Origin of the sequence: Methylobacterium komagatae (genome assembly GCF_042661665.1) — a bacterium.
Classification (GTDB): domain Bacteria; phylum Pseudomonadota; class Alphaproteobacteria; order Rhizobiales; family Beijerinckiaceae; genus Methylobacterium; species Methylobacterium komagatae.
This window is the reverse complement of sequence record NZ_JBHSWN010000001.1, coordinates 258,936-272,967: the sequence shown is the minus strand read 5'-3', so window position 1 is coordinate 272,967 and position 14,032 is coordinate 258,936. Positions and strand designations below refer to the sequence as shown.

Below are 14,032 nucleotides of genomic sequence, written 5' to 3'. Positions count from 1 at the left end.
CGGGCGGCGTCCGGCGCCGCTCCATCGAGGTGGACCGGGCCTTACACCATGCAGGCGCCAGCGCCAACCACGGACGGCACGCCCGTCAGTAGCGATCCGGCACGTGCATCGAAGCAGGGATCGGTGCGCGGATGTAATCGGCATGCCGCACGCGGGCCGGCAAATGCACCGGCGGATGCTCGACATCGCCATAGGGAATTTGCTCGAGGAGATGGCTGATGCAGTTCAGCCGCGCCCGCTTCTTGTCCACGGCCTCGACCACCCACCAAGGTGCCTCGGGGATGTGCGTGCGGGCGAGCATGTCCTCCTTGGCGCGGGTGTAATCCTCCCAGCGCCGCCGCGATTCGACATCCATCGGCGAGAGCTTCCATTGCTTTAACGGATCCATGATCCGCATGTTGAAGCGGAGCGCCTGCTCCTCGTCGGTGATGGAGAACCAGTACTTCAGCAGCACGATGCCGGAGCGCACCAGCATGCGCTCGAATTCCGGGACGGAGCGGAAGAACTCTTCCACGTCGGCCTCGGTGCAGAACCCCATCACCCGCTCGACGCCCGCCCGGTTGTACCAGGAGCGGTCGAACAGCACGATTTCGCCCGCTGCCGGAAGGTGGGCAACGTACCGCTGGAAATACCATTGAGTCCGCTCGCGCTCGTTCGGAGCGGGCAGCGCCGCGACGCGGCAGACGCGGGGGTTGAGGCGCTGGGTGATGCGCTTGATGACGCCGCCCTTGCCCGCCGAGTCGCGGCCCTCGAAGATCACGACGACGCGCAGCTTGTTGTGCTGGACCCAATCCTGAAGGCGGACCAGTTCGTGCTGAAGGCGGAGCAGTTCGCGGAAATAGAACCGGCGATCGGCTCGCGGTGGCCGGAATCGCCGTCGAGCTGGTCGAGGCGCTCGTCTTCGAGATCCTGCTCCAATTCCTCGTCGTAGCTGTCGAGGATCTCGCGGCGGATCATCTCCACCAGCGCCGGATTTGCGGAACTCAGATCCTCTGACATGGGTCGCTTTCGGTCGGGACTTGGGCCCGACCTCAAGACCAATTCCATGTGACAACCATGCGAAGCCGGGGCACGGAGCCCCGGTTCCGTCTCACGCGTAGGCGTTGCAGATGCCGAGGAAGTCCTCGGCCACCAAGCTCGCGCCGCCGACAAGGGCGCCGTCGACATTGTCCAGCGACAGGATTTCGCGGGCGTTGCCCGGCTTCACCGAGCCGCCATAGAGGATGCGGATTTTTGCAGCCTCGTCGCCCGCGAGCTTGTCGAGCATGTCGCGTAGGGAGGCGTGGACCTCCGCGATGTCTTTCGGCGTCGGCGTGCGACCCGTCCCGATGGCCCAGACGGGCTCGTAGGCGATCACCGTGTCGGCCGCCGTCGCACCCTTGGGCAGGCCGATCGCCAGCTGAGCGCGCACGATGTCGAGGGCACGGCCTTGCTCGCGCTCTTCGATGGTCTCGCCGACGCAGATGATGCCGCAGAGCCCGGCCCGGCGGGCGCCGAGCGCCTTGGCGTGAACGCCGTCATCGGTCTCGTGGTGGTAAGCGCGCCGCTCGGAATGACCGACGATGACGTACTTCGCCCCCAGATCGGCCAGCATCTCGGCCGAGATCGAACCGGTGAAGGCACCGCTCTCGCGGGCGTGGAGGTTCTGGCCGCCGATAGCGACCGAGGAGCCGTAGGTCGCCGCGACGCAGGACCCGATGAGGGTCGAGGGCGGGCAGATCAGCACGTCGATGCGGGCGGAGAGATCGGGCGACAGGCCGTCGCGAATCGTCTCCACCACCGCGATCGAAGACCGCGTGCCGTTCATCTTCCAGTTGCCGGCAACCAGGGGCCGCCGCCCGGCCTGCGTCATCCTAAGCCCCCAATTCTCACTCGTCCGTGACCGGCGGCCCTACCAGAGCAAGCTTGGGCGCGCAAACGCCCCGGAGGGCATTTCCCTGCGGTTGTTTCACCGGGTGTCCGCTGCCACCGGACGGGGCGAGCCTTGGTCTCTCGCCTTTGCCTCTCGGCGCGAATGGTCTATCGCGGGCCGCGACAGGGCTTTCCCAAACCGGCGTAACCAGAACTCACCATGTTGCAGGGCATCCGCGCCGCCTCCGAGCATTGGCTCGGCAAGATCGTGCTGGCGATCATTTTCTCGCTGCTGATGTTCGGCATCGGCATCTACGGCGTGGAGGATCTCGTCCGCGGCGGCGGGTCCAGCGCGGTCGCCACCGTGGGCGATACCAAGATCTCGGCTGAGAAGGTCCGCCAATCCTATCAGAACCAGCTCGAACGCTATCAGGTGCAGCTGAAGCGCGCCCTGTCGCCCGAGCAGGCGCGCTCGCTCGGCCTCGACCGGCAGGTCATGTCGCAGCTCATCACCGAGGCGGCGCTCGATCAGAAGACGCGCGATCTCGGGCTCGCCGTGCCGGACAGCACCGTTCTCCGGGCGATCCGCGAAGAGAAGTCGTTCCAGAACGCGCAGGGCCAGTTCGAGCCGCAGCTTTTCTATCAGACCTTGCAGCGCGCCGGGTTGAATGAGCAGGGCTTCGTGCGCGAGCAGCGCTCCGTCATCGCCCGCATCCAGCTGGCCGAGGCGGTGTCCGGCGGAATCACGGTGCCGACCGCCCTGCGCGAGGCGGTACATCGCTACACGACCGAGCGGCGCGCGGTCTCCTACCTGTTCCTCCAGCCTTCCGACGCGGGCCAGATTCCGGCGCCGAGCGATGACGAGCTCAAGACCTGGTACGAGGGCAACAAGGACCGGTTCCGCGCCCCCGAATACCGCACCGTGAATATCCTCGTGGTCGATCCCGAGGCGGTCGCGCAGTCCGAGCCGGTCTCGGACGAGGATGCCCGGAAGGCTTACGACCTCAACAAGAACCGTTACGGCCTGCCGGAGAAGCGCACGATCCAGCAGATCGTCTTCCCCGATGCGGCTTCGGCCGAGTCCGCCCGCAAGGAGATCGAGGAAGGCACGAAGACCTTCGACCAGGTTGCCGAGGCCCGCGGCACGAGCGGCCAGGAACTGACGCTGGGCACGCTCTCGCGAGACGAGCTGTTCGACAAGGCCGTGGGCGAGGCCGCCTTCGCGCTTCCCGAGGGCGGCGTGAGCCAGCCGGTGAAGGGTCAGTTCGGGCAGGTGCTCCTGCGCGTCACCAAGATCGAGCCGGGGACGGTGAAGTCCTTCGATGAGGTTTCGGGCGAGATCCGCAAGACGTTGGCCCTGCAACGGGCCAAGGACAAGATCGACGACATGCGCGACGCCATCGAGGACCAGCGCGCCAGCGCCAAGTCGCTCGCGGACATCGCGGCCGAGCGCAAGCTCGCCCTCGTCGCGGTCCAGGCGGTGGACGGCCAGGGCAAGGCGCCGGACGGCAACCGCGTCGCCGGCATCCCGGATGCCGACACGACGCTCCCAGCGATCTTCCGCGCCGAGATCGGCGGCGACAACGAGCCCCTGCGCACCAAGTCCGGCGGCTTCATCTGGTACGACGTGACCAAGATCGACGCCGCGCACGACAAGCCCTTCGACGAGGTGAAGGATGCCGTGAAGACGGGCTGGATGACGGCAGAGACCGCCAAGCGGCTTCAGACGAAGGGTCGCGAACTGGTGGAGAAGCTCGACAAGGGCGCGTCCATCGAGGACGTCGCCAAGGAAGTCGGCGTGAACCCGCAGGAGACATCCGATCTCGCCCGCAACCAGCCGAAGGACATGCTCACCTCCGACGTGGTGAACCTGATCTTCGCGACGCCGGTCGAGAAATCGGGCAGCGCTGCCTCGGGCGACACCCGGGCCGTGTTCAAGGTGACGTCGGCGAGCGTGCCCGCCTTCGTGCCCGACAGCCCGAGCGACCGGACCGTGACGCAGAACTTCCAGTCGGCCATCGCGGACGACGTGCTGTCGCAATACATCGCGGACGTTCAGAAGAACGCAGGTGTGAAGGTCGACCAGGCGGCGCTCCGCAAGGTCTTCGGCGGCGAGTACTGATGTCCGACCTGCCCGACTTCGACGCCTTCCGCGCTGCCTACGACGCTGGGCGGTCGACCCTGCTCGAGATCGCCCTGGTGGCGGATCTCGAAACGCCGGTCGCGGCCTTCCTCAAGCTGCGCGCCCGGCATCCCGGCCCGGCCTTCCTGCTCGAGTCGGTCGAGGGTGGGGCGGTTCGCGGGCGGTACTCGATGATTGGGCTCGATCCCGACCTGATCTGGCGCTGCCGCGACGGCGCGCCTGCGCTCGCGCGCCAGCCCGACCTGAGCCAATTCGAACCGGATGATCGCCACCCCCTGGTGAGCCTGCGCGCCCTCATCGCCGAGAGCGCCATCGGACACGACGAGGAGCGTGATCTGCCGCCCATGGCAGCGGGCCTGTTCGGCTATCTCGGCTACGACATGGTGCGCTCCATGGAACGCCTGCCGACGCCGAACCCGGATCCGCTTGGCGTGCCGGACGCGATCCTCGTGCGTCCGCGCCTCATGGTGGTGTTCGATTCGATCCGCGATGTCATCACGGTCGTCACGCCCGTGCGTCCCGCCGAGGGCGTGACGGCGAAAGCGGCCTATGAATCCGCCCTGTCGCGGATCGACGGGGTCGCCGCCGCTTTGGAGAGCCCGCTTCCGATCGAGGCGCGGATCGATCTCGCGACGGTGGCCGCGCCCGAACCGGTCTCGAACACGACGCCGGAGGAATTCGCCGCCATGGTGGCGCGGGCGAAGGAGTACATCGTCGCGGGTGACGTATTCCAGGTGGTGCTGTCGCAGCGGTTCGAGGCGCCCTTCACGCTGCCCGCCTTCGCGCTTTACCGCTCTTTGCGGCGGACCAACCCGGCGCCGTTCCTCTGCTACCTCGATTTCGACGCCTTCCAGATCGTCTGCTCCTCGCCGGAGATCCTCGTGCGGGTGCGCGATGGCATCGTGACGATCCGCCCCATCGCGGGCACGCGCCGCCGGGGCGCGACCCCCGCCGAGGACAGGGCGCTCGCGGAGGAATTGCTCGCTGATCCGAAGGAGCGGGCCGAGCATCTGATGCTCCTCGATCTCGGCCGCAACGATGCGGGCCGCGTGTCCCGCATCGGCAGCGTGCGCGTCACCGATCAGTTCTTCATCGAGCGCTACAGCCAGGTGATGCACATCGTTTCGAACGTCGAGGGCGACCTCGACACGAAGTACGATCCGCTGGAAGCCCTCTCGGCAGGCTTCCCAGCCGGGACGGTCTCGGGCGCTCCCAAGGTGCGCGCGATGGAGATCATCGACGAGTTGGAGAAGCAGAAGCGCGGCCCCTATGCCGGCTGCATCGGCTATTTCGGCGCGGGCGGTGAAATGGATACCTGCATCGTGTTGCGCACCGCCGTGGTGAAGGACGGGCGGATGCACGTCCAGGCGGGCGCGGGCATCGTCTACGATTCCGATCCGGCCTCGGAACAGCAGGAATGCGTGAACAAGGCTAAGGCGCTGTTCCGCGCAGCGGAGGAGGCCGTGCGCTTCGCGGCGCAGGCGCGACGGGGGCAGTAGTGCCCCGGCGGGGCGCCGGTTGACCGCCCCGCCCCGAGCCGTCACATCCCTTCGGAACTGCTCGGGTTCGCGCCATGTCCAAAGTTCTCGTCATCGACAATTACGACAGCTTCACCTTCAACCTCGTCCATCTGATCGGGCCGCTCTGCGACTCGATCGAGGTGGCGCGCAACGATGCGCTATCGGTGGCCGACATCCGCGAGAAGGCGCCGGACGCGCTGGTGTTGTCGCCGGGACCGTGCAGCCCGAACGAGGCAGGGATCTGCCTCGACGTGGTGCGCGAACTGGCGGGGGAGATCCCGATCTTCGGCGTCTGCCTCGGGCTTCAGACCATCGGACAGGCCTTCGGGGGCGATGTGGTGCGCGCGCCTCTTCCCCTGCACGGCAAGGTCTCGACCATTCGCCACGGGGCGAAAGGTCTGTTCCGGGGCATCAATGAGAGCTTCGAGGCCACGCGCTACCATTCGCTGGTTGTCGACCGCGCGACCTGCCCGGCCTCGCTTTCCGTCACCGCCGAGGCGGATGGGCTCATCATGGGGCTGGAACATGCCGAGCTTCCGGTCCACGGGGTGCAGTTCCACCCTGAGAGCATCCGTTCGCAGCACGGGCGCGAGCTCGTGCAGAACTTCCTCGAACTGGCGCGGGCCTGGAACGCAGGACGTGACAGGCCCTCCGCCGACGTGCATTGACGCCGCGATCCCCGCTTCCCGCGACGATTCCGATGGATAGCTTCAGACCGCTCCTCACCAAGGTCGCCGGGGGGCAGCCCCTCGAGCGCGCCGAGGCGCGCGCGGCCTTCGACCTGCTCCTGTCGGGTGAAGTGACGCCCGTCCAAGCGGCCTCCTTCCTCACGGCCCTCAAGATGCGCGGCGAGGCGATCGAGGAAATCGTAGGCGCTGCCGAGGCGATGCGGGCGCGCATGGTCCGCGTCACGGCGCCCGAGGGCGCGGTGGATGTAGTCGGCACGGGCGGCGACCATTCGGGCAGCGTGAACGTTTCGACGCTTGCTGCGATCCTCGTCGCGGCCTGTGGCGTGCCGGTGGCCAAGCATGGCAACCGCGCGGCGACCTCGCGCTCCGGCGCCGCCGATGTGCTCGCCGCGCTCGGCGTGACGTTGGGACTCGATCCGGCAGCGCAGGAACAATGCCTTGCGGAGGCCGGGCTTTGCTTCCTGTTCGCCCAGACCCATCACGGCGCCATGCGTCACGTCGCGGCCGTGCGCGCCGAACTGCCGGTGCGGACGATCTTCAATCTGCTCGGCCCCCTGTGCAATCCGGCGGGGGTGACGCGCCAGCTCTTCGGCGTGGCGGACGGCACCCGTGCCGAGCCGCTCACGCGGGTGCTCGCCGAACTCGGCAGCAAGAGGGTCTGGACGGTGCACGGTTCGGACGGGCTCGATGAGATCACCGTCACGGGCCCGACCGGCGTCGTCGCTCTCGAAGACGGCAGGATCGAGCGTTTCACCATCGATCCGCGCGACCTCGGCATCGCCCTTCGCGCGCCGGAGGAGTTGCGCGGGGGCGACCCGGCTCACAATGCCCGCGCCCTCGAAGCGGTTCTCGCGGGCGAGCGAAACGCCTACCGCGATATCGCGGTTGTCAATGCAGGTGCGGCACTCGTCGTCGCGGGGGGAGCGGGGTCCCTGGCGGAAGGCGTCGGCCGGGCGCAGGATGCCATCGATTCCGGCGCGGGCCGTGCCACCCTCGCGCGTCTGGTGCGCGTGTCGCAGTCATGCTCGAACGGGCAGGAGAGCCGATGACCTCGCTCACGCAGGAGGCCGCTCCCGAAGCCGCCCCGGAGAACCCGGAACGGCCGAACGTCCTCGCCCGGATCGAGGCGTACAAGCGCCGCGAGATCGCCGAGGCGAAGCTTCGCATGCCGCTGGCGAAGCTCGAAAAGAAGGTCGCTCAGGCCGATCCGCCGCGCGGCTTCGCAGAAGCCATTCGCAAGCACCGCAAGGAAGGCCGCCCCGCGCTAATCGCCGAGGTGAAAAAGGCCTCGCCGTCCAAGGGGCTGATCCGGGCCGATTTCGACCCGGCGACTTTGGCGGCGGCCTACGAGAAGGGCGGGGCGACCTGCCTGTCTGTGCTCACCGACGAGCCGTCCTTCCAGGGCAAGCCCGATTACCTCGTCGCCGCCCGCGCGGCCTGCTCGCTGCCGGTTCTGCGCAAGGACTTCATGTTCGAGCCGTATCAGGTCTACGAGGCGAGAGCCTGGGGCGCGGATTGCATTCTCGTGATCATGGCCTGCCTTGATGATGACGAGGCCATGGCCCTCGTCGAGACCGCCCATGAGCCGAATATGGACGTGCTGACCGAAGTGCATGACGAGGCCGAACTCGCCCGCGCCCTCCCGCTCGGCACGGCCTTGGTCGGCGTCAACAACCGCAACCTGAAGACCTTCGAGGTCTCGTTCGACAACGCCCTTCGCTTGAAGCCCGGCATCCCGGATGACCGGATCGCCGTGGCCGAGAGCGGCATCGGCGGCCATGCCGACGTTGTGCGTCTGGCCGAGCACGGTCTCGATACGGTGCTGGTGGGCGAGAGCCTGATGCGCCACAGCGACGTGACGCTGGCGACCCGCTCGCTGCTTTTCGGGGACGGCGCGAAGGGCAAGATCAAGGCATGAGCGGGGGCCTCACCCATCTCGATGCGGCGGGCGCGGCCAACATGGTCGATGTCACGGACAAGCCCGCCACCACCCGCACCGCTCGCGCCGAGGGCTGCGTGGTGATGCTGCCGGAGACCCTGGCGCTGATCCGCGAGGGCGACGCCAAGAAGGGTGATGTGATCGGCACGGCGCGGCTCGCGGGCATCATGGCCGCCAAGCGCACCCACGAACTCATTCCTCTTTGCCACCCTCTGCTGCTCTCGAAGGTGCGGGTGGAGTGCGAGGAAGATGCCGCCTTGCCGGGCCTGCGCATCATCGCCGAGGTGCGGGTGCAGGGACCGACCGGCGTCGAGATGGAGGCGCTCACCGCGGTCTCGCTGGCCTGCCTTACGGTCTACGACATGGTGAAGGCGGTGGATCGCGGGATGCGCATCGAGGGCATCCGCCTGCTGGCCAAGGATGGCGGGCGCTCGGGCGCCTACCGGGCGGATCCGGCGCCGTGAGGCTGGAGCGATGAGCGGCCTCATCCCTGTCGCCGAGGCTCTGTCGCGCATCCTTGCGAGCGTGCGCGCGCCGGTGGAGCCGGAAAGCGTGCCGCTGGCTCGCGCCGCCGGGCGGGTGCTCGCCGCGCCCGTCGCGTCCACCCGCACGCAGCCGCCGTTTCCGGCCTCGGCCATGGATGGCTATGCCGTCCGCGCCGCCGATGCGGGCACGGTTGGGGCGAGCCTGCGCCTCACCGGCACCAGCGCGGCCGGTCACGGTTTCGCGGGTACGCTCGAGCCCGGAGAGGCCGTGCGGATCTTTACCGGAGCCCCGGTTCCCGAGGGGGCCGATGCGATTCTCATTCAGGAAGATGCCGACGCCGAGGGCGAAACGGTCCGCGTCCGCGAGGCCGTGCAGCCGGGCCGGTTTATTCGTCGTGAGGGCTTGGATTTTGCGGCGGGCGAAACGCTGCTCGCCGAAGGCATGGCCCTGGATGCGCGGCGCCTCGCCCTCGCGGCGGCGGCGGGCCATCCGCAGGTGCCGGTGCGGCGACGCCCAAGGGTCGCGATCCTCGCCACGGGCGATGAATTGGTCGAGCCCGGGGCGACTCCCGCCTGGGACCAGATCGTCGCCTCGAACAGCCTCGCCCTGGCTGCCCTGGCAGCGGAGGCGGGCGCCGAGACTATCGACCTCGGCATCGCCGCCGATGACCATGCTGCCCTCGAAGCGGCCTTTCGCCGGGCGCGGGAGGCGAAGGCTGACCTGTTGATCACCCTCGGCGGCGCCTCGGTGGGTGATCATGATCTCGTCCAGGCGGCGCTTGCCCGCGAGGGGCTCGAACTCGGCTTCTGGAAGGTCGCCTTGCGGCCGGGCAAGCCGCTCATGCACGGGCGGCTCGGGGACATGCTGGTGATTGGCCTCCCGGGCAATCCGGTCTCGTCCATCGTCTGCGGGCTGCTTTTCGTGGTGCCAGCCATCCGCGCCCTGCTCGGCGATCCTCAGGCCGGGGCCGATCACAGCGAGCCCGCCACCCTGGGTTGCGACCTTCCCGCCAACGATGGGCGCGCGGATTACATGCGTGCGAGCCTCGCCATCGCGCCGGGCTGCCTGCCGGTAGCCACGCCGGAGAACCGGCAGGATTCGTCCATGCTCGCGGTGCTCGGTCGCTCGGAAGCGTTGCTGATCCGCGAGCCGCACGCACCGCCCGCTCAGGCTGGCGATCCGTGCCGGATCATCCGGCTCGACCGGCGATTGGTCTGAGGGTCAGGGCGCGGCGCGCCAGATCCTGATCACGCCCTGTGCGGATTCCGGGGTCAGCCAGTCGGCGTTTGCCGTTCCCTGAACGAGGCGGGAGACGAAGGCGGGCTGGGGCTGAAGATCCGTGGACAGACGCGCCGGGCAGGCGACGAGCAGCGTCGCCCCCTGTTCCGCCATGGCCCTTCGCAGATCGGCTTCCGTGCCGCCGAGGCCCTGGATCGAGGCGGCGATCTGCGGCACGGCCCGGTGATAGGGCGCGGCGACGATCGATTGTGGCGTGTGGAGCAGGATCGCCGGACCCATGAAGGGCGGGGCCAGCACGCGGCCGGGAGGCAGGGCGGCGAGGCCGCTCAGGGCCTCGTCGCTCAGGCAGGTCATCGCACCCTGCAGGTCGGGGGCGGTGCGAGGCCACGGCGACAGCGTTTCGCCGAGGCTCGCGATAGGAATCCAGATCGTGCTCACGAGCCCGGCGGCGACCGCCACCGACGACAGCCGTCGTTCGCGCGTGCCGGTCGTCAGAACGCGATCGATGAAGCCGCCTGCCACGAAGGGTACGAGCCCGCTTGCGACGTAGAGGCCGCGAAATTCCGAGATCCCCATAAGCAGACCCGGCCACAGTAGCGTCGCGGCGACGGCCCAGGCCCGGCCCTGCGGCGCGAGGCGCGTGGCGACCAGCGTCGCGAGGATCAGCACGGGATAGAAGGCCAGAGCCTCCCACTGTCCCCTGGCGACGAAGGTCGGCAGGCTGGTCATCTCGTTGACCCTGAGGAGCCAATGATTGCGGACCAGGGTCGTCATGCCGGTGAACGGCCCGGCGAGGCAGATCGGGAACAATGCGGCGAAGCCAGCGACGATGCCCGCACCGAGCACGGCCAACACGGCGAGCCGCGTCGTAGGCCTCGTCAGGCGCCCGTCGAGGGCGGCGCAGCCGAGGGTGAGGATCAGCCCACCCCCGGCCAGGAAGAGCCAGGGCGGGGAGATCGCATCGCAGGCAGTCATGCCCCAGCGGGCAGGGTCGGTCTGCGCGCCGAACAGGATCGGCGCGGCGAGGCCGAGCCCAACGCCGAACCCGGTGAGCGCCTGTGAGGCGGGCCTCCCGCGCCAGACCCAATCCGCGCACAGGAACAAGGCGGCGGCGGCCACATAGGGCAAGCCTTCGAGCCCGACCGCCAGCGAGGCGGCGGCGAGCCCTCCCGCGAGCCATCCGGCACCACGGATGATGGCAAGCGCCAGCCCGAGAATGATGGTGAGCTGGAGCCCGTGATGATCGACGCGCCCGGAGGCGAATTGCACGCCAATTCCGACGGTCTGCGTCGCGACGATGAGCGCGAGCAACGCTGCCCTCGGGCCGTATACGGCTTTCGCCCCGCGCATCAGCACCAGCGCGTAGAGGCCGAACAGCAGAATCGGCCAGAGCGCAGCGGCGATACCCTCAGCAAGGGTACGGCCGGCAAGCGGCGTGAAGAGCAGGATCAGCCCGGCCAGCGGCGCATCCACCAGGCGCGACCAATGGCTCGGAATGCCGGGCGGCGGCCCGAACCGGTGCTGCACCAGATCGAACCAGCCCTGGCCGTTCGCCAGATCGCGGGCCTCCACGAGGCGCATGGCGTCGTCGGGATCGGGCACGCGCAGGTGGAACAGCGTCGCGGCGATATCGATCGGCGCGTTCATCGTCGCGAGGCCAAAGGCGGCCAGCAGCCAGAGCAGCGTCGTCGTTTTGAACCGCGTCGCGGGCAAGGCAGCCTGCGGGGCTCGGTCCGGCATCGTCGTCTCGTCTCCCCGGCCGGTGGTGCGGTTCAGGAAGCATTCTTGGGTTAACCAATCGTCAGCCGTTGCTTCCTACGGTTGCGACCGCGCGGAGCGGACGATGCCGATACCCCACTTGCAGCGACGGGAGATGGCGATCCTCGCGGGCGGCGCGATGATCTCCGCCTTGTCGTGGTTAGCCATGGTGCCTTGGAACTTCCATGGCTGGATGATCGGTGCGCCGCTCGGCCGGGATTTCGTGAACTTCTGGATGGCGCCGCGCCTCGTGCTTTCGGGGCAGGGGGCGGTGCTGGTCGATCTGCCCGCCTATAGCGCGGCCATCAAGACGGCCTTCGGGATGACGCGCGATCCGCTGCTCGTCTTCGTCTATCCGCCGCACGCGCTCCTGCTGTTCGCGCCCTTCGCGGCCCTGCCGTTCCTGCCGGGCGTTCTCCTCTGGACGGCGGTGAACCTCACCGGTCTCGCCGTCACCACGCGGATGCTCCTGCAAGAGAGCCCCGCGCGCTGGCCGATTCTCGTGGCCTGCGTCTCGCCGCCCGCCGTGGCGATGATGATGTACGGCCATTTCGGCGGCCTGCTCGCGCTGGCGACGACCGTCGCGCTGATCGAGGCCGGGCGACGGCCGGTGCTCGCCGGGCTCTGCCTCGCCTTCCTCTCCACCAAGCCACAATTCGCCTGCGCCATCGGGCTCATGCTGCTCCTCACCGGGCAGTGGCGCTGTCTCGTAGCGGGGGCGGTCGCGACGCTGGCGCTCGTCGTGGCCTCCGCCGGTCTCTTCGGCATTGAGGTCTGGCAGCGGTTCATCACCGTCACGATGCCGATGCAGAGCGCCTACATCACCGGCTTCGATGCCAAGATGATCGAGACCTCGGTGACGGCCTATTTCGCGGCGCGCTATTCCGGCCTGCCCGCGAGCGCCGCCTGGGCGATCCAGTGTGTCGTGAGCGCGGCCTGCCTCGCCTTCGGCGTCGCGGCCCTGCGCCGGGGCGCGCGGGATCCGGGCGTGCTCGTGGTGGTCATCCTCGGGGCGCTGGTGATGCAGCCCTACGTCTCGCATTACGACCTCGCCATTGCCGCGCCCGCGCTCGCTTTGCTGGTGCTCGGCCACGCCCCCGGCGCCGCGCCGAGCACCGTGGCCGCGTGGATCCTGGTGCCGATGGCCCGCATCCTCATCGTGTTCGATCTGCCGATCCTCGGCGTGTTGGTGCCCGGCGCGCTGTTCGCGCAGGCCCACCGCCTCCTGCGCCCGCAGGGCACCCTCGTTCCGCAGCGCGCCGCCCTCGACGCGGCAGCCTGACCCCACCTCAACCGGCGAGCAGACATGGCACGCGTACTCGTCACCGGCGGATCGGGCTTTCTCGGATCGCTCCTCGTCCGCCGCCTGCTTGATGACGGCCACTCCGTCACCAGCGTGGACCTGCTGCCCGCAACCTTCGCGGCGCCGAACTTCACCCCGGTCGTCGGCGATATCCGCGACCGGGCGTTGCTCGACCGGCACGTGCCAGGGCACGAGGCGGTATTCCACTGCGCGGCCTTGCTGGCGCATGGCACGATCAAGCCCCGCGAGCTCTGGGCGAGCAACGTCGAGGGTACGCGTGTTCTCGCCCAGGCGACGGCAGCGTCTGGCATCCGCAGCCTCGTCTACATATCCAGCAACTGCCTCTGGGCACGCGGCTTCGACAGGCCGGTGCGCGAGGATGACGAGCCCGCGCCCTGCGAGATCTACGGACAGAGCAAGCTGGAGGGCGAGCGCATCCTGGCCGCCCATGCGGGCGATTTCGCCACCACCATCATCCGCTCCCCCACCATCATCGATGAGGGGCGGCTCGGGCTGCTCGCGATCCTGTTCGATTTTATCCGCGAGGGGCGGCGGGTGTGGCTCGTGGGCGAGGGCAGCAACCGCTACCAGTTCATCTACGCCAAGGACCTGATCGCCGCGATGCTGCTGGCGTGGCGGCAGACCGCATCCGGCGTGTTCGGCATCGGCGCGGACGATGTCGGCTCCATGCGCGAGACGTTCCAGCACGTCATCGCCCATGCGGGCACGGGCGCGCGCACGGCGCATCTGCCCCTAAAGCCGACGCTCCTCGCCATGCGCGCGGCACACGCCCTGCGGGTCTCGCCGCTCGGCCCCTACCATTACCGCATGATCGCGGAGAGCTTCGTCTTCGATACGAGCCGCATAAAGGCGGGGCTCGGCTGGCAGCCGACACTGACCAACGGCGACATGCTCCTCGCCGCCTATCGCTACTACGTCGCCAACCGCGCGGAGATCGCCGCACGCCGGGACGTCTCGGCCCACCGGCAGGCGGCCAATATGGGCGTCATCCGCGTGCTGAAATGGGTGAGCTGAAAGTCGCTCGACGGGAGGAAAGTCTTAACCCTGCCAGGACATGAATCGGCGCAACCTACGCGTGAATCG

At 68.6% G+C, this 14,032-nt stretch carries 11 protein-coding genes and 1 pseudogene; 9 read left to right on the top strand and 3 right to left on the bottom strand.

All coding sequences use genetic code 11. The features are described from left to right. Positions 1-85: 85 nt before the first annotated feature. Positions 86-999 (bottom strand): annotated as a pseudogene (gene ppk2, locus ACFQE0_RS01330) (polyphosphate kinase 2). A gap of 91 nt (positions 1,000-1,090) precedes the next feature. Beyond that, positions 1,091-1,852: a triose-phosphate isomerase gene (gene tpiA / locus ACFQE0_RS01325; protein WP_378966368.1), complete on the bottom strand. Its 762-nt coding sequence runs from the start codon at positions 1,850-1,852 to the stop codon at positions 1,091-1,093. A 219-nt stretch (positions 1,853-2,071) separates the two neighbouring features. Here tpiA and ACFQE0_RS01320 point away from each other — a divergent pair, with 219 nt between their 5' ends. The 7 genes from ACFQE0_RS01320 (at position 2,072) to ACFQE0_RS01290 (ending at position 9,846) form a co-directional block, all read left to right on the top strand. Beyond that, complete coding sequence (locus tag ACFQE0_RS01320) at positions 2,072-3,973, top strand: peptidylprolyl isomerase (protein WP_378966366.1); 1,902 nt, start codon at positions 2,072-2,074, stop codon at positions 3,971-3,973. Continuing rightward, positions 3,973-5,493, top strand: a complete 1,521-nt coding sequence (trpE, locus tag ACFQE0_RS01315; RefSeq protein ID WP_378966363.1) for an anthranilate synthase component I — start codon at positions 3,973-3,975, stop codon at positions 5,491-5,493. Before ACFQE0_RS01320 ends, trpE begins: the two co-directional genes overlap by 1 nt. Before the next feature lie 74 nt (positions 5,494-5,567). After that, the gene (locus ACFQE0_RS01310; protein ID WP_378966361.1) at positions 5,568-6,182 is read left to right on the top strand and encodes an anthranilate synthase component II; all 615 of its coding nucleotides are present in this window, start codon (positions 5,568-5,570) and stop codon (positions 6,180-6,182) included. Positions 6,183-6,214: 32 nt separating this feature from the next. After that, entirely contained in the window at positions 6,215-7,252 is a 1,038-nt protein-coding gene (gene trpD / locus ACFQE0_RS01305; RefSeq protein ID WP_378966359.1) for an anthranilate phosphoribosyltransferase, read from the top strand. Then, positions 7,249-8,121, top strand: a complete 873-nt coding sequence (gene trpC / locus ACFQE0_RS01300; RefSeq protein WP_378966357.1) for an indole-3-glycerol phosphate synthase TrpC — start codon at positions 7,249-7,251, stop codon at positions 8,119-8,121. Before trpD ends, trpC begins: the two co-directional genes overlap by 4 nt. After that, the gene (moaC, locus tag ACFQE0_RS01295; RefSeq protein WP_378966354.1) at positions 8,118-8,606 is read left to right on the top strand and encodes a cyclic pyranopterin monophosphate synthase MoaC; all 489 of its coding nucleotides are present in this window, start codon (positions 8,118-8,120) and stop codon (positions 8,604-8,606) included. The genes trpC and moaC overlap by 4 nt, the downstream gene beginning before the upstream one ends. Positions 8,607-8,616: 10 nt before the next feature. Continuing rightward, complete coding sequence (locus ACFQE0_RS01290) at positions 8,617-9,846, top strand: molybdopterin molybdotransferase MoeA (protein ID WP_378966352.1); 1,230 nt, start codon at positions 8,617-8,619, stop codon at positions 9,844-9,846. A 3-nt stretch (positions 9,847-9,849) separates the two neighbouring features. Here ACFQE0_RS01290 and ACFQE0_RS01285 read toward each other — a convergent pair whose 3' ends face one another. Beyond that, positions 9,850-11,607 (bottom strand): hypothetical protein, encoded by a 1,758-nt coding sequence (locus ACFQE0_RS01285; RefSeq protein WP_378966350.1) that lies wholly within the window; start codon positions 11,605-11,607, stop codon positions 9,850-9,852. Between the two features lie 103 nt (positions 11,608-11,710). On the opposite strand from ACFQE0_RS01285, the gene ACFQE0_RS01280 reads away from it, so the two are divergent. Both ACFQE0_RS01280 and ACFQE0_RS01275 read left to right on the top strand, forming a co-directional pair. Next, positions 11,711-12,907 carry a glycosyltransferase family 87 protein gene (locus ACFQE0_RS01280; RefSeq protein ID WP_378966347.1) on the top strand — a complete coding sequence of 399 codons (1,197 nt, stop codon included), beginning with the start codon at positions 11,711-11,713 and terminating at the stop codon, positions 12,905-12,907. Between the two features lie 24 nt (positions 12,908-12,931). Continuing rightward, positions 12,932-13,963, top strand: a complete 1,032-nt coding sequence (locus ACFQE0_RS01275; RefSeq protein ID WP_378966345.1) for an NAD-dependent epimerase/dehydratase family protein — start codon at positions 12,932-12,934, stop codon at positions 13,961-13,963. Positions 13,964-14,032: the final 69 nt, after the last annotated feature.

Bases quoted from the DNA above. Each gene is read 5' to 3' on its own strand.
- tpiA (WP_378966368.1), bottom strand. From the start codon at position 1,852: ATGACGCAGGCCGGGCGGCGGCCCCTGGTTGCCGGCAACTGGAAGATG.
- ACFQE0_RS01320 (WP_378966366.1), top strand. From the start codon at position 2,072: ATGTTGCAGGGCATCCGCGCCGCCTCCGAGCATTGGCTCGGCAAGATC.
- trpE (WP_378966363.1), top strand. From the start codon at position 3,973: ATGTCCGACCTGCCCGACTTCGACGCCTTCCGCGCTGCCTACGACGCT.
- ACFQE0_RS01310 (WP_378966361.1), top strand. From the start codon at position 5,568: ATGTCCAAAGTTCTCGTCATCGACAATTACGACAGCTTCACCTTCAAC.
- trpD (WP_378966359.1), top strand. From the start codon at position 6,215: ATGGATAGCTTCAGACCGCTCCTCACCAAGGTCGCCGGGGGGCAGCCC.
- trpC (WP_378966357.1), top strand. From the start codon at position 7,249: ATGACCTCGCTCACGCAGGAGGCCGCTCCCGAAGCCGCCCCGGAGAAC.
- moaC (WP_378966354.1), top strand. From the start codon at position 8,118: ATGAGCGGGGGCCTCACCCATCTCGATGCGGCGGGCGCGGCCAACATG.
- ACFQE0_RS01290 (WP_378966352.1), top strand. From the start codon at position 8,617: ATGAGCGGCCTCATCCCTGTCGCCGAGGCTCTGTCGCGCATCCTTGCG.
- ACFQE0_RS01285 (WP_378966350.1), bottom strand. From the start codon at position 11,607: ATGCCGGACCGAGCCCCGCAGGCTGCCTTGCCCGCGACGCGGTTCAAA.
- ACFQE0_RS01280 (WP_378966347.1), top strand. From the start codon at position 11,711: ATGCCGATACCCCACTTGCAGCGACGGGAGATGGCGATCCTCGCGGGC.
- ACFQE0_RS01275 (WP_378966345.1), top strand. From the start codon at position 12,932: ATGGCACGCGTACTCGTCACCGGCGGATCGGGCTTTCTCGGATCGCTC.